18 protein-coding genes and 1 pseudogene are annotated in these 24144 nt (G+C 70.6%); 1 reads left to right on the top strand and 18 read right to left on the bottom strand.

What is annotated here, in order from left to right; genetic code table 11:
- Positions 1-45 precede the first annotated feature (45 nt).
- From ABZX30_RS29840 to ABZX30_RS29785, 12 genes and pseudogenes are all read right to left on the bottom strand, one after another.
- Positions 46-1977 carry a DUF3987 domain-containing protein gene (locus tag ABZX30_RS29840; protein WP_355938830.1) on the bottom strand — a complete coding sequence of 644 codons (1932 nt, stop codon included), beginning with the start codon at positions 1975-1977 and terminating at the stop codon, positions 46-48.
- 194 nt (positions 1978-2171) lie between these two features.
- A complete protein-coding gene (locus ABZX30_RS29835) occupies positions 2172-2513 on the bottom strand; it encodes a hypothetical protein (protein ID WP_355938828.1) in 342 nt (113 codons plus the stop codon).
- Positions 2514-4671: 2158 nt separating this feature from the next.
- The gene (locus ABZX30_RS29830) at positions 4672-5016 is read right to left on the bottom strand and encodes a hypothetical protein (RefSeq protein ID WP_355938826.1); all 345 of its coding nucleotides are present in this window, start codon (positions 5014-5016) and stop codon (positions 4672-4674) included.
- 113 nt (positions 5017-5129) lie between these two features.
- Positions 5130-6281: an SUKH-4 family immunity protein gene (locus tag ABZX30_RS29825; protein ID WP_355938824.1), complete on the bottom strand. Its 1152-nt coding sequence runs from the start codon at positions 6279-6281 to the stop codon at positions 5130-5132.
- A 117-nt stretch (positions 6282-6398) separates the two neighbouring features.
- Complete coding sequence (locus tag ABZX30_RS29820) at positions 6399-6932, bottom strand: AAA family ATPase (protein ID WP_355938822.1); 534 nt, start codon at positions 6930-6932, stop codon at positions 6399-6401.
- A complete protein-coding gene (locus ABZX30_RS29815; protein ID WP_355938820.1) occupies positions 6932-7063 on the bottom strand; it encodes a hypothetical protein in 132 nt (43 codons plus the stop codon). Before ABZX30_RS29815 ends, ABZX30_RS29820 begins: the two co-directional genes overlap by 1 nt.
- A complete protein-coding gene (locus tag ABZX30_RS29810) occupies positions 7060-9369 on the bottom strand; it encodes a molybdopterin cofactor-binding domain-containing protein (protein WP_355938818.1) in 2310 nt (769 codons plus the stop codon). Before ABZX30_RS29810 ends, ABZX30_RS29815 begins: the two co-directional genes overlap by 4 nt.
- Positions 9366-10991, bottom strand: a complete 1626-nt coding sequence (locus ABZX30_RS29805; RefSeq protein ID WP_355938816.1) for a 2Fe-2S iron-sulfur cluster-binding protein — start codon at positions 10989-10991, stop codon at positions 9366-9368. The genes ABZX30_RS29810 and ABZX30_RS29805 overlap by 4 nt, the downstream gene beginning before the upstream one ends.
- Complete coding sequence (locus tag ABZX30_RS29800) at positions 10988-11881, bottom strand: FAD binding domain-containing protein (RefSeq protein ID WP_355938814.1); 894 nt, start codon at positions 11879-11881, stop codon at positions 10988-10990. Before ABZX30_RS29800 ends, ABZX30_RS29805 begins: the two co-directional genes overlap by 4 nt.
- Before the next feature lie 171 nt (positions 11882-12052).
- A pseudogene (locus ABZX30_RS29795) lies at positions 12053-13658 on the bottom strand (beta-N-acetylhexosaminidase).
- Between the two features lie 212 nt (positions 13659-13870).
- The gene (locus ABZX30_RS29790) at positions 13871-14149 is read right to left on the bottom strand and encodes a DUF3039 domain-containing protein (RefSeq protein WP_310777786.1); all 279 of its coding nucleotides are present in this window, start codon (positions 14147-14149) and stop codon (positions 13871-13873) included.
- A 29-nt stretch (positions 14150-14178) separates the two neighbouring features.
- Positions 14179-14751: a YqgE/AlgH family protein gene (locus ABZX30_RS29785; protein ID WP_355938858.1), complete on the bottom strand. Its 573-nt coding sequence runs from the start codon at positions 14749-14751 to the stop codon at positions 14179-14181.
- Between the two features lie 276 nt (positions 14752-15027).
- Between ABZX30_RS29785 and murA the strand changes: the two genes are divergently transcribed.
- The gene (gene murA, locus ABZX30_RS29780; RefSeq protein WP_355938812.1) at positions 15028-16368 is read left to right on the top strand and encodes a UDP-N-acetylglucosamine 1-carboxyvinyltransferase; all 1341 of its coding nucleotides are present in this window, start codon (positions 15028-15030) and stop codon (positions 16366-16368) included.
- A 180-nt stretch (positions 16369-16548) separates the two neighbouring features.
- On the opposite strand, the gene ABZX30_RS29775 is transcribed toward murA, so the two are convergent.
- The 6 genes from ABZX30_RS29775 to ABZX30_RS29750 all read right to left on the bottom strand — a co-directional run bounded on the left by ABZX30_RS29775 (position 16549) and on the right by ABZX30_RS29750 (position 23924).
- Positions 16549-16830, bottom strand: coding sequence for an HU family DNA-binding protein (locus ABZX30_RS29775; RefSeq protein ID WP_067273695.1), 282 nt, complete (start codon positions 16828-16830; stop codon positions 16549-16551).
- A gap of 360 nt (positions 16831-17190) precedes the next feature.
- Entirely contained in the window at positions 17191-18606 is a 1416-nt protein-coding gene (locus ABZX30_RS29770) for an NAD-dependent malic enzyme (RefSeq protein ID WP_355938809.1), read from the bottom strand.
- A 367-nt stretch (positions 18607-18973) separates the two neighbouring features.
- Positions 18974-21418 (bottom strand): UvrD-helicase domain-containing protein, encoded by a 2445-nt coding sequence (locus ABZX30_RS29765; protein WP_355938807.1) that lies wholly within the window; start codon positions 21416-21418, stop codon positions 18974-18976.
- A gap of 204 nt (positions 21419-21622) precedes the next feature.
- Positions 21623-22390, bottom strand: coding sequence for a zf-HC2 domain-containing protein (locus ABZX30_RS29760; protein ID WP_355938805.1), 768 nt, complete (start codon positions 22388-22390; stop codon positions 21623-21625).
- 50 nt (positions 22391-22440) lie between these two features.
- A complete protein-coding gene (locus ABZX30_RS29755; protein ID WP_010039908.1) occupies positions 22441-22962 on the bottom strand; it encodes a sigma-70 family RNA polymerase sigma factor in 522 nt (173 codons plus the stop codon).
- A 329-nt stretch (positions 22963-23291) separates the two neighbouring features.
- Positions 23292-23924: an ABATE domain-containing protein gene (locus tag ABZX30_RS29750; protein WP_355938803.1), complete on the bottom strand. Its 633-nt coding sequence runs from the start codon at positions 23922-23924 to the stop codon at positions 23292-23294.
- Positions 23925-24144 lie beyond the last annotated feature (220 nt).

Here is a 24144-nt window from a genome sequence, read left to right as displayed (position 1 = left end):
CATAGTTCCTATTCCTCCCTCGGTTCACAGTGGTGGGTGTGGTACTTAGTCGTTGAGCCTGTACTTGGTGGTTCGTGCCGTTTCCTCTGCGACCACGATCACGTCTTGGTTTATGAGGTGGTGCCAGAAGTGCTGGTAGAACAGTGCCGCTCCGCCGCCACCGCGATACTGAGCGGGGAGCGTGTTCCGAACCTTCTTGTACAGCTCGGCTTGGCTGAACATGTCCAGGGAGCGAAGCGGGGAACTCTTGGCCGTCACAAACTCAACGACCTTGGTCGTGAGTTCGGCTTCCTCGTGGGGAGTGGGCGGCGCGGCGGACTTGGTGTCTCGGTGGGACAGGAGATACGCGGCCGTAATACGGGCCTGCTCGGCGTAGTACCTACCGATCTCGATAGCCGTTTCCATCGTTTCCAGGCTGATCTTCTTCTCACCCTGGAACACAGTCAGGTTGGCGGCAATCTTGAGTGTGTTACCCGCCAGCTTGTTGAAAGCCCCCTTAGCGTGGCGATAGTCGGGGTGCCTCCGGAGACGCTTGATCTCGCCGTCCCATACCTCGAACGCGTGGACAGCCTTCTCATCGACCGGGCGGATAGCCTGACGCCTTCCGCGTGACTTGACCTTCTCCGCCTCAGTTAGAACGTCCATGATGGACTTCTCCCACCACGCTTGGAGAGGCTTCGGGACCGTCTCTCGACTGTGGGGGTTGTAGTCGTCCCGCTCATCCATGCTGGGCGGCATGGCAATGAGGAATCGCCACAGGAAACCAGAGGCGACCATGTCCGCTTGCGACTTGGAGAAGATGGCGGCGCACGTCTCGGGCTGGGACGCAACGAGCGTGGGCAGGTATGCGTACCGCACCTGATAGGACGCGCCTGCGCCTCGCCGCTGGACCTTAAAACTGCCCTCCTCATACGCCTTGTTGATGGGGCCGGTCTCGGCACTGCCGTTGGCGTAGCGTCCACCCACGTTGCGGAAGTAGGTGCTCTCATCGTCCTTGATGGCAAGGACGCCGTTGTTGTTGGCGAGGTCCCACATCACCGCTTCGGGCGTGCTGTTGTCACAGAAGACCAGCGGTTCAGGCTTCTTGGCCTCGTTCTCCAGCGCCCGGAGATCTTCGATCCACAGGTGATCCGCGTCGGACCAGTCGGCGGGATTCTCAGGCAGGGTGTAGCTGGTCGACTTTCCGTCCAAGGCCATCTTGAGCGTCTTCGCGGCCTTGGCACCCGCGATGCTCCGCGCTTCCAGGGTGTTCCTGAACTCCTCCTGAATCCGCGCTTCCCACTTGTCCAGCGGCTTACTGATCAGGTTCACCACGGGGGTCTTGCGCTCTCCGGAGTCGAGAAGCACGAGGACCCAGATGGCCAGTGATTCCGACCAGTCTTCCGCGCCCATCGGCACGTTGAACTTGAAAGCCTTGTATGCCCGACGAGTGGCCACGGAGATGTTGAACAGAGCCGTAGCGAAAGCCAGGTCGGGCGTCTGCTGGTACGCCCTCGCTACCGCTTCCACGTAGGCGCGGAGCTGTCCGGGCAACACGTGGACGGGGAACTCAGGCGCCCGCTGGAACGTGAGCGGAACGGGCTTGTCTACCTCCACCAACACCGGCTCGTCGTCGGGCTCGCCGGCACTCTGGCGCAGCGGCTCAACGTCGTTGTCCGGGTCCTCGTCGGCGGGGCTCCAGCCCTCCGGCATGTCCTCGTCGCGCATCCGGTGCGAGGGCTGGTGTGGTACGTCCTCGGGCTGTTCCACACCCGCCTTGGTGCTCGCCGTTCGGCCGCCTGCCTTCGCGTCCTCGTATGCTTGGCTGGCGAGGAACCGCGCAACGTCCTTGCCAGTGGCACGGTCGCCTAGGTACTTGGAGCTCTGGGCGTACCAGAGGATGTGACCACCCTCAGACACACCCGCCTTGGCCAAGTCGAGATACAGGCCCCACAGTCGCTCGCTGCGGTCCACCTTGCTCGGCCCGCCCGCTTCCATGACCTGACCATCCACCGTGCGCACCGCCTGGCGAGCGCGCCAGTTGTGCCCCTTGGGAGGCTCTACGGGCTCGATAGACGCACACTCAGCACGAGAGCGCGTGTCAGTGTCGGGAAGCTCCGTACCGAGCGCTGAGGCAAGCTCAGGGGCGCTCCAGTCGCGCGATGACGCGCGCTCTGTCGTGACGGGCGCCCTCATGCGGTCACGCCCTCGTGGCCGTCGTAGCAACCCATCGGGCACTCGTCACGGTGCTTGTGGTTGATCGTGCCAGGCACGCGGAGCAGAGAGGCCCGGTGGCACTTACTCGGGTCCGCGCCCTTGAAGCCGTTGAGCTGGTCGATCTTCTTGGCCAGGGCCTTGTTCAGCGCCTCGATCTGGAAGTCGGGCGTGGAACGGTCCAGCTTGATGTACACGTGGCACTTGGGCCTGCCGTCCTTGGTGACGCCGCCCGATTCCACGAGGCTGGCGCCTATGTCGTCGGCGAGCCACTTGTAGGTGTTGGGCATAAGCCCGCCGTCGGCGTCACACCAGACCACGCGGCCACGAGACGACGCGTCCACACTCCGAGGCATGAAGTTGGGCGGTACCCGCCGCATCGGCATGGGAGCAAAGAAGACCTCCAGTCCCTCGTCCCACACCCGCCCATCGAGTTCACCGGCTGCTACCAGCTCCGCGCTATTGGCGGTGAAACTGCCCTTCGGGTGCTCCCTCGTCTTGGGGCCTCGCTCAGCGGTGACCACGAGAAGTTGGGTCTTTGCGGGGTAGAGTCCCGCAAAGAATGCGATACGATTCACGGTATTGCCTTCCTAAGTGAATCTGAAGTGGTTCCGAGAGCGCCCCTGTCGTCACACGGGGGCGTTTCTCATTTGTCGCGGGTCAGGTCAGAGCGCTGATCAGAACGTCCACGGACACCTTCTCGATCTGGTTCCGCTGCCTGGTACACGCCCTCAACTCCGGTGCAGAGGAGCCATGGTCACAGTCCGCGTGTTCGCGGAGATGACGGCACCTCTTCCTCGCTGCCTGGGTGTCCGCGTGACCGCATTCCGCGTGGCTGGAATAAGCCCGCCGCCCCTTCTTTTCCTCAGCCATCCTTGTTCCCTAACCCGTCGAGTTCTGCTCTCGTGCATCGATCATGACAGCCTCAGATTCCGACTAACTAATGGTGCGTGGGTGCATTACCACAGGCGGTTTGAAGATGTCGGCAAATCGTTACAATCGACTTCCACGACATAGAGAAGCCCCACACCAGCCATTGATGTGGGGCATTCCATGAGCGCGGCTTAGCCGTCGTATCGACGCGCACGCGAGAGCGCGCGTATCGAGCGTGCGTGTGCGGTAGGCGCTCAGAATCGACGCGTGAGGCGCCAGACAGGCAGAGTGTGCATGACTCGACTCATGACGACAGAGAGGCGCCCAAACGTGCTCTCAGCGCTTCTGTGCTCTCGCCACTCCATGAGGTCGAGAAACGGGTTATCGGTCGGCGTGGTGCTCGTGTTGGAAGTCATGGCAGAACGATGGACCGGATCAGGTGATGGTGGCTAGTTATTGCCCGCGTTAGGATGGCAGCCGCCATCCGTAGCGCGGGGTCGAGAAAGACCAGGTCAGAGGCTTGTGTGGCGCCGGTCACAGTTCGGCAGGCTGGCTTGTCGGTGAGCGCGGTCCTACTCGCGCGGGTGTGTGCGTGGCCGTGCGCAAATGGACATTGAGGATGGCGCGCGGCCGGTCAGCTCGAACTGTGCTAGTGAGGTGTGCTAGCTCGGTAGCACTGCTAAAACACGTCCTCATCTGCGGAAACGTCAAGTGTGCTACCTGTGCTACCTGTGCTAGTGAGTCGAGACAGAACGAGAAGCGTGTTAGCCGTGCCTATATATAAATAAAGGGGGGATGTCTGTTTTATTATATTCTCTCTCTTTAGGCGCACTTATGTCTGTTTCAAGGCTCACTCTTGGTAATTGCCCAGGCGGGACACTTCTCGTCTTTGAGTCTCTTGTCGGTAGCACAGGTAGCACGACTAGCACAGTTAGACATTCCTGCAAGACATGGTGCGTGTAGACCTGTGTTGAGCGAGTAGCACACTTCGGTAGCACAGTTCGTGAGTAGCACAGTTGGCGGGTGTGGAACGGCCATGTGGTGACTGAGTGTCCGGTGACCTAGCGTGAGGAGTACAGCGGGGTAATCTCGCGTGCGGGCGCGTGAGTCGGGCGAGCACTCATCGGCTGGTGTGGGACATGAGGCGTGAGATAGACCCGGATGGCCGTATTGCATGTGCGCGTGAGTGGGGAAGGGAGCATCCCCCCAGTCGGGTCCCATGAGGCCAGGCCAGCCTCTCTCGTGCTGTCCATTCTGCGGCTCGTCTCAGCGTGCCCATTCCCCCACGTCAGAGTGTGCCCACGTACGGGGATGGGCGTGTTGGGTCATTCGCTACAGCGCATGGGGTGTGAGTTGCCCAGCGTCATCCACCGCTCTAAGCTGCGCCGATGTCACAGAGCTAGGGTCCGCTACTCCATGAGTCTGCAAAGCGAGTTACGTGGGTTCGAATCCCGCCACGGCCTCCACAACCGGTTCGAGCTCCCGAGTGGTTCAGGGACTCGCCCGCGCCGCATCCATCAGCGAACTCCGCTCGCGGGGAGTCACGTGGGCCCGAATCCCGCCACGGCCCCCACAACGCGCCCCGCCCCGGCCCCGGAAGATCCCCTAACCGCAGATCTGCGACCAGCCGAAGTCGAAGCCGTCGCGGTAGCCGCGCACCCAGTACGCGTTGAGGCCGCCGCGGTTCGAGCGGGCGGCGTAGCCGCAGTCGCTCCGCCGGGCCTCCGTGAAGCCGTCCGCGCGCCCCACGCGGAAGCCTGCCCGGTACCAGCAACGCGAGTCGTTGCGGCGGCACGGCTGTTGCGGCGTCACCCTGGAACCGGCCGGCGTGGTCACCGTCGTCGGCCTGCTGGTGTCCGACGCCTGGGATGCCGCAGCCGCCGGCATCGAGACGGCCGTGGCGAGGACGATCGAGGTCAGCAGCATGGGCGCGAACCGTTTGGCGGGCACGGGAATCACCTCCGTGAGGCGCTGTCCGACTTGCCCCCTCCCGCTCACCATGCTTCTCTCGCGGTTCACATCCGTCAAACGGAGCAAAGCACCGCATTCATCGGCGATGCGCCTCAGAGCACGCCGCCCGCCTCGTCCTGGAACAGCTCCGTCCAGTAGTGCCAGTCGGCGTCGGTCGTCGTTCCGGTCGGGTCCACGGATGCCAGGGTGTGGATCATGGCGGCGGCCAGCTGGTCGTAGGCCTCGGTGGTCAGTTCGTGGTTCAGGTGGTCGTCGATGGTCCGCTCGTGGTGGAGGAGCCAGAGCGTGAAGGCGAGGGTGGAGACGTCCGTGTTCAACGCGTACAGGCTCGCCTCCGGCTCGCTGAAGTTCAGGACCGCGCCCGTCGTGCCGTCGACCACCAGGCTGTTGTCCTCGACGAGACGGCCGAGGCGTATCAGGCGGTCGGCGTGGGCGGGGAGGTGCTCCAGGGGGTAGTCGTCGGCGCGCTCCGAGACGAAGTACTCCGTCAGCGTGGGGAGGGGGACCTCCGTGTCCAGGTGGAAGAGGACCGCGTCCTCGGGCAGGCCGGTCTCGCGCAGGAAGCGGCGCGTCGGTTCGTGGGTGAGCGTGCCGGGGAAGTCGACCTCCTCGAAGCGGGCCACCCGGCCCTGGCCGAACTCCTGGTCCAGCAGGCGGGCGGGGAGGTCCAGGGCGAGGCCGCAGTCCGTGCCGGGGCCCGCGACCAGGGCCAGGGGGCGGATCAGCGCGGCCGCCTTCCAGTACGGCGGGACCTCGCCGCCCGCGCCCTCCTCGAAGAGGGCCAGGAGGCGGCGGGACGCCTCGGTGGCCGCCTTGGTGCCGTAACGGCCCGCGTAGGCGGCGAACTCGCCGCGCAGGCCCGTCAGTTCCTCGGTCACGGCGGCGAACCGCACGAGTGCCTCGAGCGAGGGTGCGAACGGGCGGCTGTCCACCGCGTCGAAGAGGTACGTGGTCGTGATCTCGCCCGTGCCCCCGTCGAGGAGGAGGGACTCCGGGTCCATGCCCACGGGGTGGAGCAGGGCGCCTATCACCAGCCGGTCCCGCAGGTCCTCCGCCGGGCCGTCCGTGGTCTCCGCCAGCCTGCGCAGCCCGTCCGTGCGCAACGGCTCGAACGTCAACAGGCCCCCGCCGGACGGCAGTCCGGGGCCGGTCAGCCAGTGGCGCGTCGGCGCGTGGGTGACGTACGGACCGAGGTCGTCCTCGGTCAGGGTGATCGCCGTGACACCGGCGTCGGTCGTGCTCATCGCTCCCCCGCGATTTCGTCGAACCTGGTACGTCCCGTCGGAGCGGCCGGAGCAGCCGTCCCCCACTGCTCGGCACACTACGCCGCCCCACTGACAACGCGCCCCGTGAGAAGGACGTCAGGCGACCCGGGCCCGTTCCGTCCCGGCGAGAATCGCGTCCACCGTCTCGCTCACCGTCAGCGCCGAGGTGTCCAGCCACAGTCCCGTGCGGGGCGTCTCCGCCCGCAGCGCCGCGTCCAGTTCCGCCACCGTCCACGCGCCGTACCCGGTCTTCGGCCGCCCGGCCTCCCGCGCCGCCACCACCTCGGGCGCCGGGGCGAGCACGACCACGTGCAGCGGGCGGGTGCGGATCAGTCCGAGGCAGGCGGTCAGGCCCGCGCCGAGCAGTACGTCCTGCACGACCGCCGTGAACCCGGCCGCCGCGTACGCGTCCGCGGTCGCCGCCGACAGGCGTTGACGCAGGTGGAGCTGGGCCTCGGCCTCGCCGCCGGTCGCGGATCCGGGGACGTACTCCGCCCGGCCCGACACGATCATGCGGCGGAACACGTCCCCGCGCACGTGCGCCGCGCGCGGGAGCCTCTCCGCCAGCGCCTGGGCGACGGTCGACTTCCCCGCTGCCATCACCCCGGTGACCACGACGACCCCGTGCATCAGGTGAAGTAGACCCCGCCCAGCACCACCACGACCGCCGCCACCAGGAACAGCAGGATCCACAGCAGCAACTTGCCCACCGCGGGCGGTGGTTCGTAGCGCGGTTGCTCCTGGGGCCCCTGCTCGCTCACTGGTTGTGCACCACCGCGGCCTGCGGGCGGATCGGCAGGCGGTTGACCGGGCGGCCGGTCGCCGCGCGGACGGCGGAGGCGATGGCCGCCGGGGAGGTGACCACCGGTACCGCGCTGACCGCCTTGGCGCCGAAGGGGGCGACCACGTCGCGCTCTTCGACCAGTTTGACGATCTGGATGTCGGGGGCGTCCAGGGCGGTGGGCAGCGCGTACCCGGTGAGGTCGGGATGGCGGATCAGGCCGCGCGGGGTGCGCAGGTTCTCGGTGAGCGCGATGCCGACGCCCTGGGTGACCCCGGCCTCGATGCGGGCGGCGAGCTGCGCCGGGTTGAGCACCCGGCCCACGTCCTGGGCGACGGCCAGCTCCACGACCCGTACCGAGCCGATTTCGATGTCGACGTCCACCACGGCGCGGATCGCGCAGAAGGCCAGGCCCACGAAGGCGTCGCCCTGCCCGGCGCCGTCCAGTGGTTCGGTGGGATGCGGCCGGCACTGGGCCGTCGCCCAGAGTTCCTTGCCGTCCAACGCCTCGCTGACGGTGGTGGACAGCACGCCGTCGTACGAGGTGATCTTGCCGTCGGTGATCTGGAGCAGCTCGGTCGACATGCCGAACTTGTGCGCCAGGGGCTGCAGCAGCTGGGTGCGGACCATCTTCGCCGCCCGTTCCACCGCGCCGCCCGACACCCAGGTGTGCCGTCCGCGGCAGCTCGCGCCGGCCGGGGGCTGGTCGGTGTCGACGGGGGCCACGTGCACCTCGTCGATGCCGAGGGTCTCCTGGACGATCTGCCGGGCGAGGGTCGTGAAGCCCTGGCCCGTCTCCACGGCCGCGCACAGGACCGTGGCGATGCCGTCGTGGACCTTCACCGTCGCCGTGGAGACCTCGTCCGCGCCCTCCGCGCCGAGCATGTGCACCATGCCCAGGCCGTAGCCGACGCCCCGGCGCACCGCGCCCGGTTCGCCCGCGCCCTCGGGGCCGCCGGGCAGCAGCCACTCCTCCTCGGGCGTGTCCTTGGGCAGCGCCGGGAGCGGGAAGTCGCGTACCGCCTGGAGGAGTTCGGCGACGGGGGCCGGGCAGGTCACCGTCTGGCCGATCGGCAGGACGTCACCGGTCGCGAGCGCGTTGCGCAGGCGCAGCTCGGCCGGGTCCAGGGCGAGCTTCTTGGCGAGCTTGTCCATCTGCGCCTCGTAGGCGGCGCACACCTGCATGGCGCCCTCGCCGCGCACGTGGCCGGAGGGCGGGTTGTTGGTGCGGACGGCCCAGCCCTCGATGAAGGCGTTCGGGACCACGTAGGGGCCGCAGGCGAAGGACACGGCGGCGGCCAGGGCCTCGGCGGAGGTGTCGGCGTACGCGCCCGCGTCGAGGAGGATCTGCGCCTCGACCTTGACCAGCCTGCCGTCGGCGTCGGCGTGGTGCCGGTAGCGGAGCAGGGTCGGGTGGCGGTGGGTGTGGCCGAGGAAGGACTCCTCGCGGGTCGCCGTCAGCTTCACCGGGCAGCCGGTCCTGAGGGCGAGCAGGCCGAGCGGGAGCTGGAAGCCCTGGTCCTCGCGGTCGGCGGTGGCGCCGGGGACGCCGGTGACGACGATCTTCACCCGCTCGGGGGTCAGGCCGAGGACGGCGGCGGCCGTGTTGCGGTCGGCGTGCGGGTCGGTGGAGGCCAGGTAGAGCTCCACCCCGCCGTCGGGGCGGGGCACGGCGAGGCCGGCCTCCGCGCCGATGGGGGCGGGGTCCTGGCGGCCGATGCGGTACAGGCCCTCGACGACGAGCTCGCCCTGCGCGTCCGGGTCGCCGTGGCGCAGCGGGATGTGCCGGATCAGGTTGCCGTCGGGGTGCAGCGGTTCGGCTTCGAAGGCCTGCTCGGGGTCGGTCACCGGGTCGAGCACCTCGTACTCGACGATGACGGCCGCCGCGGCCATCCGCGCGGTGTCGGGGTGGTCGGCGGCGACCGCGGCGATGGGCTCGCCGTGGTGGCGTACGACCTCGGAGGCGAACACGGGGCGGTCGGGGGTGCCCCGGCCGTGGCGCGGGGTGCCGGGGACGTCCTCGTGGGTGACGACGGCCCGTACCCCGGGCATCTCGCGCGCGTGGGAGGTGTCGATCGAGACGATGCGCGCGTGCGCGTGCGGGGAGCGCAGTACGGCCGCCCAGAGCAGGCCCTCGGCCCACAGGTCGGCCGCGTACGGGAAGGTGCCCTCGGTCTTGGCGCGGGCGTCGGCCGCGGGCAGGGAGGCGCCGAGCCCGTGCGGCAGTGGTTCGGCGGCGGGGGCGGGCTCCGCGGGACTGGTCGCGGTGGCGGCTTCGTTGCTCACGCCTGGCCTCCGTCCTGGCCGTAGTGCCGGTCGTGCGGTCCGGGACCGCCGAAGGTCCCCGGTGAGTCGAAGGCCGACGCGTTGACGCCGCCCCCTCCCGGGCCCGCCTGGTGCGGAATACGTACGCCGTCCGCGTCCGTCTCGGCGTCGGCGGCGGCGTACGCCTCGCGTTCGGCGACGACCTCCTGGACGGCGTCCAGGACGCCCCGGTAGCCGGAGCAGCGGCACAGGTTGCCGCACAGCGCCTGGCGGGCCTCCAGGTCGGTCGGGGCCGGATTGCCCTCGAGCAGGTCGTGCACGGTCATCGCCATACCGGGGACGCAGAATCCGCACTGCACCGCACCGCACTTGGCGAGCGCCCGCTGGACGTCGGAGGGCCGGCCGTCGGCCGCGAGGCCCTCGACGGTGCGCACCTCGCTGCCGGCGGCGGTGACGGCGGGCACCAGGCAGGAGGCGACGAGCCGTCCGTCGACCTGGACGTTGCAGGCCCCGCACTCGCCCTGCGAGCAGCCGTCCTTGGCCCCGGCGAGGCCGAGCCGCTCGCGCAGCACGTACAGCAGGGACTCGCCGATCCAGGCGTCGGTGACGGGGCGGTCGGTGTCGTTGACGCGCAGGACGTAGGAGGCGAGGGGGTGTTCGTCGTGCGCGAGGGGCGGGGGCGCCTCCTCCTCGGCCGCCCGCGCCGCGTCCTGGTCCGCGTGCGCTTCGTCCTGAGCCGCGTGCGCTTCGCCCTGGGCCGTGTGCGCTTCGTCCTGGGCCGCGTGCGCGGTGTCGGGCGGGGGTGCCGCGTCGTCGCCCGTGGCGGCCTCTTCGGCGGCCTCCGGCTCGGGCGCGCTGTCCACATCCGTCCCGGGGGCCGCGGGGGGCTCAGCGGGCCCGTCAGGGGCCGTGGCGGCCTCCTGCGCCTGCGGGGGCGCCTCGGCCGGCTCGGCGGCCTCGGTCTCCGGCGCCGGCCCGGCCGGTGGCCCGGCGTACGGCGTGCCGGGGCGGAAGTCCTCGTGGGCGGGGTGCTCGGGCGCCGCGTGGCCTCCCGGCCCCGTCGGCTGTCCGCCGTCCGTGTCCTGCTCGGGCTGCCCCCAGGGCCGGCCGGTGGTCTCCGTCGCCCAGGGGGCGGGGGCGCCGCCCGGGAGGGTGGCCGGCGGTGCGCCGCCGCCCCACTGGCCGACCAGGGAGGAGGTGGTGAACTCGCCCGATTCGTCCGGGAGGTCGCCGTCCGCGACGGGGATGGACCACTGCCCGGTCACATCGTGGCCGGGGGCCGGTGCGGCGGGCGCGGGCTCGTCGTAGGTCCACTGCTGCGTGGTGGCGGGGTTGTACGTGAACCGGTCGTCCGCCCCGGTGTTTCCGCCCTGCGGTACGGCGTTCGGGTCGGGCCAGTGGGCGCCGGCGTCCGGTACCGCCCAGGTGCCGCCGGCCGCCGGGTCGGCGCCGGGGTCCACACCGGGGGCCACCGTGATCTGCGGCGGCACGTAGCCGTGACCGGGTGCGGCCAGGAGGGCGTCGATGCCGCCCTCGGGGAGCTTCACGAAGGCGGTGGCGCCGTCGTCGTAGTCGCCCTGGGGCAGCGGGTCCCAGCGCCCACCGCCCTGGGGCGCGCCCTCTCCGTGCTGGTCGTCGGTCACGACAGCGCCCTCCCCAGTGCTCGTCGGGCCAGCGCGGCGACGGTGCGCCGCAGGTGCAGTACGGCGGGCGGAAGCTGCGGTACGGAGCCGTCCGGTTCCGGCACCGGGTCCGGGATGCAGGCCGCGGCGACGTACTCGCCGAAGGCGTTGAGCGCCTCGGGGACGATCGCGCGGTCGTTGTCCCAGTCGATGAGCCGGGCGACCCACTGCTCGGCCTCCAGGGGCCGCAGCGGCATCGGTGCTATGGCGCCCACCGCGCACCGCACTCCGCGCCGCGCCGGGTCGAGGACCAGCGACACGGAGGCGAGCGCGCGGCCGGGGCCGGTCCGCCCGGTGGCCTTCAGGAAGACCTGCGGGGCGTGCAGCAGCGGCACGCGCACGTAGCCGATGAGTTCACCGCCGCGCAGCATGTCGACCCCGGCCAGCAGGTGCGACACCGGGATCTCCCGGCGGACCCCGCCCGGGCCCGCGATGATCAGCGTCGCCTCCAGGGCGGCCAGCACCGGCAGCGCGTCGCCGGTGGGCGCGGCCGAGGCGATGTTGCCGCCCAGGGTGCCCGCGTTGCGGATGTGCGGCGGGCCGGCGGCGCGCGCGGCGGCGGCGAGCGCCGGGATGAGGGCCGCGAAGTCGGGGCGGCCCATGCGCGCGTGCGTGAGGCCGGCGCCGAGCAGCGCGTGGCCGTCCTGGTACTGCCAGCCGCGGATCTCGCTGATCCGGCCGAGACCCACCAGGGCGGCGGGCCTGAGCTGCCCGGAGTTGACGGCGGCCATCAGGTCGGTGCCGCCCGCCACCGGTACGGCCGCGGGCATGGCGGCGAGCGCCGCCACGGCCTCGTCCAGTGTCGTGGGCAGCGTGACGGCCTGCGCCGCCTGCGGTGCGTGCGTGGTCAAACCGGCTGCCCCTTCCCGCTGCCCCACCTGGTCCGCCTGTGCTGCCGTACGGTACGTGCTGACAGGGCGGACGTGGCAACTCTGGCACATCTTCGCAGGGCCGTAACGCGGGGGTCCGCTAGGAGGCATTGGGGGCTTTTCCGGCACCTTCGCCCACTTGCCCCTTTTCGTCTAGCGGTTCGGGGGTGGCCCCTCGATCGGGCGACCGAGCACGCCGGGCCGCCGCTGCCACGGCCGGGGCCCGCCCGGCGGGCGGTAGGCGACGCCGAGGGCGTCGAGCCTGCGGTAGCGGGCGGCCATCCGGCGTTCGAAACCGGCGAAGTCCCGTTCCGCCGGGCCCGGCAGGACACTCCAGGCCACCTCGGCGAAGGCGGCGAGCAGCGGGAAGACCTGGTAGTCCACGCGCGCGGCGTCCTCCGTCGCCTCCGTCCAGATGTTGGCCTGGGTGCCCAGCACCCGGCGTGCCTCCTCCCCGGTGAGCCGCGGCGGTACCGGTTCGAAGCGGTAGACGGCCTCCAGGGTGCGCACGAAGCCGATCGGTACGGGTTCGTCGGCGCCGGCGTCCTGCCGGTGGTCGAGGTACACGTGCTGCTCGGGGCAGATCACGACGTCGTGACCGGCCCGCGCCGCGGCGATCCCGCCGCCCTAGCCGCGCCAGGACGACACGGCGGCGCCCCCGGGGAGTCCGCCCCCCAGGATCTCGCCCCAGCCGATGAGCCTGCGTCCGCGCGCGGAAAGCCACTTGGCGAAGTGGCCGATGAACCAGGACTGCAGTTCGTCCTCGTCGGCGAGACCGGGTTCCGCGATGCGGGCCCGGACGGCCACCGAACGCCTCCACTGCCCCTTGGGGCATTCGTCGGCGCCCGTGTGGACGAACTCCCCGGGGAAGAGAGCGAGTACTTCCTCGAACACCGCTTCGTAGAAGCGGAGGGTGTTGTCGGTGGGGGCGGGTACGTTGGGGTCGATTCCCCAGGTGTCCTGGACGGAAAGGGCGGTGGTGTCGATGACGTCGGTGTTGCCGAGCTCGGGATACGCGGCGATGGCGGCCTGCGAGTGGCCCGGTACGTCGCTTTCCGGGGTGATATGCCCCTCGGCGGCGTAGGCGACGATCTCCCGGATGTCGTCCTGGGTGTAGTGGCCACCGTGCGGCTTTTCGTCCCACAGCGGTGAGTCCCCGTGGCCGGATTTCGTCCGCGTCCGCCACGATCCGGTGCCGGTCGGTTCCGGATACCGTTCGATCTCGATCCGCCGGCCCTGGTCGTCCGTCAGGTGAAGGTGCGGGACGTCGAGTTTGTGCGCGGCCAGCAGATCCAGAGAGCGCGGCACGCCGTCCTTGGGCATGAAGTGCCGTGCCACGTCGAGCAGGATGCCGCGCCGGCGGAAGCGGGGGGCGTCCTCGACGGTCCGGTGCGGGACCGCGTGGGCGGCGCCCGGGCGCACGGGGGCGCGCCGGAAGGCGTCGGGGCCGAGCAGCTGACGCAGGGTCTGCGCGCCCCAGAAGACCCCGGCCGCGTCACCCCCGCGGATCTCGGCACCCCGGCCGGGGACGGCGCCGAGCGCGTACGCCTCCGGCTCCAGCGCGCCGTCCAGGCGCAGGCGCACGGAGTTGCGCGCACCCTCCCGGCCCCGGCGGCAGGGGCAGGGCGAGGGCCGCGCCGAGCACGGAGCGCAGCCGGCGCTCCGTGGTGCCGGTGCCCGGGGCGTCCCACAGGACGGTGTACCGGTCGAGCTGGACCGCGCGGCCCGGGGGGCCGTCGACGGTGCGCGGCGCCGGGATCAGTTCGCTCACGTCAGCCCCCGCCCCGGCCACCGGACACGTCACGTCGTTGCGCCATCCGCAACGACCGTTCCGCATCGCTCAACGACACGAAGGCCAGGGGCGCGCCGACATGCCGACAAGAGGTCTCGACCACTTCCCCGCGCGGGCGCACGCGAGCCCCCGGGGCGTGCCGCACACGCTCCGGGGGCCTCGCCGAGAGCTGCCTGTCGCTACTTGTCCTTGCCACCCTCGTCGCCGCCGCTGCCCATGGAGTCGTAGATCTCCTTGCACATCGGGCACACGGGGTACTTCTTCGGGTCGCGGCCCGGCACCCACACCTTGCCGCACAGCGCCACGACGGGGGTGCCGTCCAGGGCGCTCGCCATGATCTTGTCCTTCTGGACGTAGTGGGCGAAGCGCTCATGGTCGCCGTCACCGTGGGACACCTGCGGCGTCGGCTCAACGAGGGTCCCCGTACCAGTCCCGCGCTCGGGCTCGAGAGTGCTCATGCGCCCAAGGGTACTGAAGCTCACACGCATCAGTTGAGCGACGGGTCGTCCGGATAGGTGGCCACCATCGCCAGCTCACTGCGCTGGCGGCGCAGGACCTCGCGCCAGAGTCTCTCCGGGGACGGGGACGACACGTCACCGGGCTCGGACTCCACGACGTACCAGGCGCCCTCCACCAGCTCGTCCTCCAGCTGGCCGGGGCCCCAGCCGGCGTATCCGGCGAAGATGCGCAGGGAGCCGACGGCCGAGGCGAGCAGCTCCGGCGGGGCCTCCAGGTCGACGAGCCCGATCGCGCCGTGCACCCGGCGCCAGCCGAGCGGGGCGTGGTCACCGCCCGCGCCACCGGGGATGACGGCGACACCGAGCGCCGAGTCCAGCGACACCGGTCCGCCCTGGAAGACCACACCGGGCTCGCCGGTGAGATCGGCCCAGCCCTCCAGGATGTCACCCACGTCCACCGGGGTGGGGCGGTTGAGGACGACACCGAGGGAGCCCTTCTCGTCGTGGTCGAGAAGGAGCACCACCGCGCGGTCGAAGTTCGGGTCCGCCAGGGCGGGCGTTGCCACGAGCAGCCGTCCTGTGAGCGAGGACACCTCGGTCATGCCAGACATGATCCCGCATCTTCCCTCCGCATGGGGAGCCAACCGGTGCCCGGGAGTGAATGCAGCTCAGGGCGCAATGGCGCGCACCCGAGCGCACGGCCGGGACGATGACGGTACGTGGCCGGCGGGGCACCCTTCGTGTTGTGACACAGCTATGACCTAGCTGGGTGGTCCCTGGGCCTACGGGAGGGGGGTGATCGGCGATTACCCTGTCTCTCCGGCCCTTGCGCAAAGTGATCGGCCGAACCCTGCCCGACTCATCGGAACGCGAGATACATGACCGTCAACGACGATGTCCTGCTTGTCCACGGCGGCACCCCGCTGGAGGGCGAGATCCGTGTCCGCGGCGCGAAGAACCTCGTGCCCAAGGCCATGGTCGCCGCCCTGCTGGGCAGTGCGCCGAGCCGGCTGCGCAACGTTCCGGACATCCGTGACGTGCGCGTGGTACGCGGCCTGCTCCAACTGCACGGGGTGACGGTCCGTCCGGGTGAGGAACCCGGCGAACTGGTCCTCGATCCGACGTACGTGGAGAGCGCGAACGTCGCCGACATCGATGCCCACGCCGGTTCGAGCCGCATTCCGATCCTGTTCTGCGGTCCTCTCCTGCACCGTCTCGGCCACGCCTTCATCCCGGGGCTGGGCGGCTGCGACATCGGCGGCCGGCCCATCGACTTCCACTTCGACGTGCTGCGGCAGTTCGGCGCGACCATCGAGAAGCGGGCCGACGGCCAGTACCTGGAGGCCCCCAAGGGGCTGCGCGGTACGAAGATCCGGCTGCCGTACCCGTCCGTCGGCGCGACCGAGCAGGTGCTGCTGACGGCCGTACTCGCCGAGGGTGTCACCGAGTTGTCCAACGCGGCCGTCGAGCCGGAGATCGAGGACCTCATCTGCGTTCTGCAGAAGATGGGCGCGATCATCGCGATGGACACCGACCGCACGATCCGCATCACCGGTGTGGACAAGCTGGGCGGCTACACCCACCGTGCCCTCTCGGACCGCCTGGAGGCGGCGTCCTGGGCGTCGGCGGCGCTGGCGACCGAGGGCAACATCTATGTCCGCGGCGCCCAGCAGCGCTCGATGATGACCTTCCTCAACACCTACCGCAAGGTGGGCGGTGCCTTCGAGATAGACGACGAGGGCATCCGCTTCTGGCACCCCGGCGGCCAGTTGAAGTCCATCGCGCTGGAGACGGACGTGCACCCCGGCTTCCAGACGGACTGGCAGCAGCCGCTGGTCGTGGCCCTCACGCAGGCGACCGGCCTGTCGATCATCCACGAGACGGTCTACGAGTCCCGCCTGGGCTTCACCTCCGCGCTCAACCAGATGGGCGCCCACATCCAGCTCTACCGTGAGTGCCTGGGCGGCTCCGACTGCCGGTTCGGCCAGCGCAACTTCCTGCACTCCGCCGTGGTGTCGGGCCCCACCAAGCTCCAGGGCGCCGACCTGGTCATCCCGGACCTGCGCGGCGGCTTCTCGTACCTGATCGCCGCGCTGGCCGCCCAGGGCACGTCCCGCGTCCACGGCATCGAACTGATCAACCGCGGCTACGAGAACTTCATGGAGAAGCTCGTGGAGCTCGGTGCGAAGGTCGAGCTCCCGGGCAAAGCCCTCGGCTGAGCCCGTCCGCGCGGCCGGGGCCACGGCCACAGCCCTGGCTCCGGCCGCGCACGGGCGGGGCCGGGGCGCTCGGAGGCTTTCAGGAGCGGCGGGCGAGAACGGGGCGGCACCCGAGTCCGGGTGCCGCCCCATCGGCGTTCTACAGGCCGTACACCGTCCCGCGGTGCACGGACGGCAAGGTCACTGACCCTTGGCCGCTTCCTTGAGCTTGCTGCCCGCGGAGACCTTCACGCTGTAACCGGCCGGGATGTTGATGGGCTCACCGGTCTGCGGGTTACGAGCGGTACGAGCGGCACGGTGGGTGCGCTCGAAGGTCAGGAAGCCAGGGATGGTGACCTTCTCGTCGCCCTTCGCGACGACCTCGCCGACGGTCTCGGCGAACGCGGCCAGCACGGCGTCGGCGTCCTTGCGGGTCACCTCGGCACGGTCGGCCAGCGCGGCCACCAGCTCACTGCGGTTCATGTTGTTACTCCCGTGTTCTTCTTGCCGTTGAGGCGTGCCACGCGGCTGAGCCGCGTGAAGGGCACGGCCATGCCGATGCTGCCAGGGTCCTCGGAGAGTCCCCGGACCCGGGTCCGTCGTCAGACCCTCGCGCCCAGGGACGCATCCTGCCCCTACCTGCGGCGGGAAAGCCAATCCGGCACCCGTAGGAGTCGTGAGAACACCCTAGGGAGTCACACGAAAAGAGTGCCCGAACGTGGCCGACACCCTAGACGCCGACTCCACGAGCCGGGTTCCACGACGCGCCGATACCACACCGCGCCGTGGGGATGCTCACACGCTGTGCGTCCCGCTCCGGACCACGCCTACCCGCTCCGCGTCCTATGACGCAGCGGCCACCGCCCTGGCCGCCTCCCGCACCGCGCCGGCCACCGCGCCGGCGACCTTGTCGTTGAAGACGCTGGGGATGATGTAGTTCGGGTTGAGCTCGTCCTCGGTCACCACGTCGGCCAGCGCCTGCGCGGCGGCGAGCATCATCTCCGTGTTCACCGTGCGGGACTGCGCGTCCAGCAGACCTCGGAAGACACCGGGGAAGACCAGCACGTTGTTGATCTGGTTGGGGAAGTCCGAGCGGCCGGTGGCGACAACTGCGGCCGTCTGCCGGGCGATTGCCGGGTCCACCTCGGGGTCCGGGTTCGCGAGCGCGAACACGATCGCACCCTCGGCCATGGCCGCCACGTCGTCGCCGTCGAGGACGTTCGGGGCGGAGACGCCGATGAAGACGTCGGCGCCGCGCACGGCCTCCTTCAGCGTGCCCGAAAGGTTCTCGGGGTTGGTGTTGTCGGCGATCCAGCGCAGCGCCGAGCCGACCGGGGCGTCCACCAGGTCCTCGCGGCCGGCGTGCACGACACCCTGGATGTCGGCGACTACGGCGTTCTTCACACCCGCCGCGAGCAGCAGCTTGAGGATGGCCGTACCGGCCGCGCCGGCGCCGGACATCACGACGCGGATGTTCTCGATCGCCTTGCCGGTGCAGCGAAGTGCGTTCTTCAGCGCGGCGAGGACGACGATCGCCGTACCGTGCTGGTCGTCGTGGAAGACGGGGATGTCGAGGGCCTCGCGCAGCCGCGCCTCGATCTCGAAGCAGCGGGGCGCGGAGATGTCCTCGAGGTTGATGCCGGCGAACCCGGGGGCGATCGCCTTGACGATCTCGACGATCGCGTCGGAGTCCTGGGTGTCCAGGCAGATCGGCCAGGCGTCGATGCCGGCGAAACGCTTGAAGAGGGCCGCCTTGCCCTCCATGACGGGCAGCGCGGCCTTCGGGCCGATGTTGCCCAGGCCCAGCACGGCGGAGCCGTCCGTCACGACCGCAACGGAGTTGCGCTTGATGGTGAGGCGGCGGGCGTCCTCGGGGTTCTCGGCGATCGCCATGCAGACCCGGGCCACCCCGGGCGTGTAGACCATGGACAGGTCGTCACGGTTGCGGATGGGGTGCTTCGACGCCATCTCGATCTTGCCGCCGAGGTGCATGAGGAAGGTACGGTCCGAGACCTTGCCCAGCGTGACGCCCTCGATGTCGCGGAGCTTGCCGACGATCTCGTCGGCGTGCGCGGTCGAGGTGGCCGCGATGGTGACGTCGATCCTGAGCTTCTCGTGGCCGGACGCGGTGACGTCGAGGCCGGTCACCGAGCCTCCGGAGGACTCCACGGCGGTGGTGAGCTGCGAGACGGCGGTTCCGCTCGCGGGCACCTCCAGCCGGACCGTCATCGAGTAGGAGACGCTGGGCGCCGTTGCCATGGCCGACTTCCTCTTTCACCGTGTCGCGGGTAATGCGGTCCGATCGTCGCACCTACCGCCGAGTAGGCGTTAGCCAGACCGCATTGAGAACGTTTTGTTCACCACGAAAGAGGCCCACATCACATCGGATGTGGGCCTCTCGGACGCTCAGTGACACCGACCCGCCATGCTCGCCTCGCGGCAAGTGGTCGCTCGTAGCGACGAAGGTTGGGCCCGGGGGCTTGGATCGGGCCGGTGTCACACCCAGGCTAACAAACGGATCCCGTAAGACCATTCCCGTGCGGACGGTTCACAGGAAACCGGTTCACAGGAAACCGGGGCACGGGGAGCCGGGGCACGGGCGTCCGGCGGCACGGGCGCCCGGCGCTCAGTCCCGGAGCAGGTCCGGCACCCCGGCGGAGTCCGGCTGGTCCCGCTCCCCGGAGACCACCGTCAGCTGCTGGGTCGCCCTGGTCAGCGCCACGTACAGCACCCGCAGCCCGGCCGGCGACTCGTCGGCGATCTCCGCCGGCGAGACGACCACGGTGGCGTCGTACTCCAGGCCCTTGGCCTCCAGACTGCCCAGCGCCACCACCCGGTCGCCGAGCCCGGCCAGCCAGCGGGCGGCCTCCGCGCGCCGGTGCATGGCGACGACCACGCCGACCGTGCCGTCCACCACATCCAGCAGCCGCTCGGCCTCCGCGCGCACGGTCTTCTCCAGGGAGTCCCGGGTGCCTGACGGCATGCCTTCGCCGACGACGCCGAAGCGGGGCTCGACGCCGGTGGACCGTACGGCCGAGGGGGCCTGGGAGCCGGGCATGGCGAGGGCGAGGACCTTCGCGGCCAGTTCGGCGATCTCCGCGGGGTTGCGGTAGTTCACGGTCAGCTGGAAGCGGCGGCGCGGACGGGTGCCCAGGGCCTCGTCGCGGGCCTCGGCCGCCTCGTCCGGGTCGGACCAGGAGGACTGGGCGGGGTCGCCGACGACCGTCCAGGTGGCGTGCCGGCCCCGGCGGCCGACCATGCGCCACTGCATCGGCGTGAGGTCCTGTGCCTCGTCGACGATGACGTGGGCGTACTCGGTGCGCTCCTGTGCCAGCCGTTCGGCCCGCTCGCGCTGCGACTCCTCGCGGACCGGCATCAGCTCCTCCAGGCCGGTCAGCTGCTCCAGCGGGTCCAGCTCGCGTCTCTTCTTCGGGCGGGCCGGGGCGCCGAGGACGGACTGGAGCTCGTCGAGCATCGCGATGTCGTGCACGGAGTGGCCGTCCCGCCTCAGGGAGCGGGCGACCTTGCGGACCTCGCCGGGGTTCAGGATCCGCCGGGCCCAGCGGCCGAGCCGCCGCTCGTCCGCCATGGCCGCGAGGACGGCCTGCGGGGTCAGCTCGGGCCACCACGCGTCGAGGAACGCGAGGAAGCTGTCCTCCGTGCTCACGTCCTCGTCGAACGAGGACCGCAGCTCGGCGGCCAGCTCGGGATCCGTGTGCCGGGTGCCCGCCCCGGACAGGGACCAGAGGGCGTCCAGGAGCAGCTTGCGGGCGCGGGGGCGGAGCAGGTTGACGGGCGCGGTACCGCCCAGGGCCGTACGGCGGATACGTTCCAGCGCGTCCGCCTCCAGCTCCAGCCGCCGCCCGAAGGCGACGACGCGGAGCCGGGCGGGCGGGCCGGTGTGCGTCCGCGCCGCCGGTACGTCGGTGTCGGTGTCGTCGTCGCCGAAGGCGATCTGGCCGGCGGTGGCCTGCCCGGCACCGGCCGGACGCGCGGCGCCGCCGCCCGGCCCCAGTTCCAGGGCCCCCCGGGCCGCCTTCCGCAGCACCTTCAGCATCCGGTACGAGCCCTTGGCGCGGGCCACGGACGGGGAGTCGTACAGGGTGGCCTCGGCGCCCTCGACCAGCGAGCCGATCGCGCGGATGGCGACCTGCCCCTCCTCGCCGAGCGAGGGCAGCACGCCCTCGGTGTACGCCACGAGCAGCGGGGTGGGCGAGACGATCAGGATGCCGCCCGCGTACCGGCGCCGGTCCTGGTAGAGGAGGTAGGCGGCCCGGTGCAGGGCCACGGCCGTCTTGCCGGTGCCCGGCCCGCCCTCGACGTACGTCACGGAGGCGGCGGGGGCGCGGATCACCAGGTCCTGCTCGGCCTGGATGGAGGCGACGATGTCCCGCATGGTGTGCGTACGGGCCTGGCCGAGGGCGGCCATGAGGGCGCCGTCGCCGATCACGGGCAGCTCGCCGCCGTCGAGGCGGGCCTTCAGTTCGGGGCGCATCAGGTCGTCCTCGACGCCGAGGACCCTGCGCCCCTTGGAGCGGATGACGCGCCGGCGCACGACCCGCCCGGGGTCGACCGGGGTGGAGCGGTAGAAGGGGGCCGCGGCGGGTGCCCGCCAGTCGATCACCAGGGGGGCGTAGTCCTGGTCGAGGACGCCGATGCGGCCGATGTGCAGCGTCTCGGCGATGTCGGCCGTACCGTCCTCCCGGACGGCTCCCTCGGCGGGCTCGACCGCGGTGTACGCGCCGTCGGGGCCCTTCTTGCCGTCCTTGCCGAGCAGCAGGTCGATCCGGCCGAACAGGAAGTCCTCGAACTCGTTGTTCAGCCGGTTCAGGTGGACGCCCGCCCGGAAGACCTGCGCGTCGCGCTCGGCGAGCGCGCCGGGGGTGCCGACCTGGCCGCGCTTGGCCGCGTCGTGCATGAGGAACTCGGCCTCGTGGATCTTCTCCTCGAGGCGCCGGTACACCCGGTCCAGGTGTTCCTGTTCCACGCTGATCTCTCGGTCGCGCAGGGAGTCCTGCGCGGAGTCGTGAACCGAGCCGACCGCGGTTTCCTGTTGAGCCTGAGCGGCCACCGGGCCCCCTTCTGACGTGCTGGGCAGCCGTCAACCGTACGCGAAGAGGGCCCCTCGATGCGAGGGGCCCGCCCGGCCGGCCCCGGCCGGAAAGACGCGGGCCCGGCACGCGCGTCCGCGGCAGTACCGCGGGCGCGCGTACCGGGCCCGGATCACCCGTGCCGGGCGCAGGCCGTCCGGTCGGCTGCGAGCCGCCGGAGGGACCTACGCGTCGACCTGGACCAGCTTCTTGCCGTCGAAGGTCATGACCTCGAAGTGATCGATCTCGTTCGTCTTGAAGGCGGCGCCGCCCTGGGCGTAGAGGGGCTGCTTGGCCTCCTCCGTCTTGGCGTCGGGGATCCCGTAGCCCTGGTCCGGTACCGACCAGGAGGTCATCGTCTCGCGCTCGCCGTTCTTGCCGACGGCGATGAGCGAGCACTTCAGGGGGCCCTTGACGTTCTTGATCTGGACGACGCCCGCGGTGCCCCAGTTCTTCTCCGCCGTCGCCACGGTCGCGGTGACCTTGGTACTCGTGTCCGTCGCGGTGACCTTGTCGGACATGTGGTTGAACGCGTCCTTGGCGGTGGCCGACAGGGTCGTGGCCTGCTGGCCCGAGTCCCCGACGCCGTTCACCGCCATCACGGCCACCGGACCGGTGATGATCAGGGCGGCGGCCGCGGCGATCATGTAGAAGCTCTTGCGGCGCTTCTGGGCGCGGCGCTCGGCGACCTCGTCGACGAGCTTCTCCATCAGCCGCGGGGCGGGCTTGGCGGAGAGCGATTCGCCGATCGCGGGTGTCCCGGTGCCCGGCAGGTCCGCGAGGGCGGCCAGCATCGGCTCCATCCCGGCGAGCTCGTCGAGCTGCTGGGCGCACCACTCGCAGGTGGCGAGATGCGCCTCGAAAGCGGTGGCTTCCGCGTCGTCGAGGATGCCGAGGGCGTAGGCGCCGACGGTCTCGTGCTCGTTGGGCACCGGACCCTGCCTGGGGCTCATGGGTCCAGACATACCCGGACCTCCCGCTCCGAATCCCCCGTAGACACTCATCACGCCGTCACCCCCCGCTCCTCCAGTGCGAGCTTCATCGACCGCAGGGCGTAGAACACCCGAGAGCGGACGGTGCCGCTGGGAATGCCCAGCGTCTCGGCCGCCTCGTTGACGGTACGCCCCTTGAAATAGGTCTCGACGAGGACCTCCCGGTGGGCAGGGGTCAGGTCGTCGAGCGCGTCCGACAGCGTCATCAGCCACAGCGCCTTGTCGATCTCGTCCTCCGCGGGGATGACCTCCAGCGGCGACGGATCGACCTCCTGCGGCCGGGCCTGCCGGCTGCGGTGGCCGTCGATGACGATGCGGCGTGCGACCGTCACCAGCCAGGGGCGTACCGATCCGGTCGCTCGATTGAGCTGACCGGCGTTCTTCCAGGCACGGATGAGCGTCTCCTGTACGACGTCCTCGGCCCGCTGGCGGTCTCCGGCAACCAGGCGCAGGACATACGCAAGGAGGGGTCCGGCGTGCTCTCTGTACAGAGCACGCATCAGCTCCTCGTCAGGCTCCGAGGGCTGGGACATGCGATGTCGGGCCCTCGATCCACGTTCATTGGCCACGGCCGCATCCTTGCGCACGCCCACCTCCGGTGTCCGGGGGTTCCCCCAGTCGGTCGCTCGCCCACACGTACGGAAGTGGCCCGAGGCGTGTTCAAACGCGAGTGACAAATTTCTCTGGAGTGACGTGACGATGGGGACATGCACGCACATTCCCACCGCATGATCTTTACATTTCCGACACATCGCCGGACGGGCCGAAGCTGCCCGCGCGGCGCCGGGGACAAACGCGGTGTTACGGAAATCACTTCGGCGCCAGAACGGGTCCTAGTGCACAGAAGACACCTAACGGACACTCAGGCTCGCGCGAGCGCCGCCCGCCGACGGTGCCGGGCGACCCGTTCCCGGTTCCCGCAGACCTCGCTCGAACACCACCGCCGGCGCCGCCCGCGGGACGTGTCCACGTACATGATGGGGCAGTTGTCCCCCTCGCACTCCCGCACGGCCGCCCACGCGACCGGATCGGTCAGCAGTTCCACGGCGTCCCGGGCGACGACAGCGAGCAGTGCCGCGCGGCACGGCGGTCCGTCCGACTCCCGCACGAGTGCCCCGCTCTCGGTGAGCACCGCGCGCGGGGCCGGGGGCGCGGGCCGGGCGAACTCGTTGAGACGGCCGAGCGCGAGACCGTACGGCCTGCTGCCGGGGCCGGTGCCGGACCCGGCCCCGGCGCCGGATGACCGGGAGTTGACGCCGGCCCGTATCAACAGTGCGACGCAACGCCGCAGTTCACGGAAGCCCTCGAGCCAGGAGCCGTCGGCGTGCGCCAGCGGGGTGCCGGGCGGTACGAGTCCCGAGCCGGTGATCCAGGCGCGCAACGGCTCCACGGAGCAGAGCCGTTCACCGGGGTGGGTGGTGGAGAGGAGATCCAGGCAGATCCGCCCCGCGTCGAACCGCAGCTCGTACCGGTCCGTGGCCGTACCCAGTGCCATGTTGCCTGTCACCGCCTTGGGTGGGGGCTGGGGCAATTGCTCCCTCTCCCACAGTGCCTGCCCACGCGCGAGGCCGGAACCCCCCGTGCCGGCGGCGGGCGCACCCCGTCGGCGCCAGCCGTCCCCGCCGGGCGTCGGCGCCGGGCGTCGGCGCCGGGCGTCGGCGCCGGGCGTCGGCGCCGGGCGTCGGCGCCGGGCGTCAGGCGTCGGCGTACTTCGC

It is taken from the genome of Streptomyces sp. NPDC004542, from assembly GCF_040610035.1.
In the GTDB taxonomy this organism is placed as follows: Bacteria; Actinomycetota; Actinomycetes; order Streptomycetales; family Streptomycetaceae; genus Streptomyces.
Note: the sequence above shows the minus strand (reverse complement) of the source record. Positions and strands in the feature narration are given on the sequence as shown.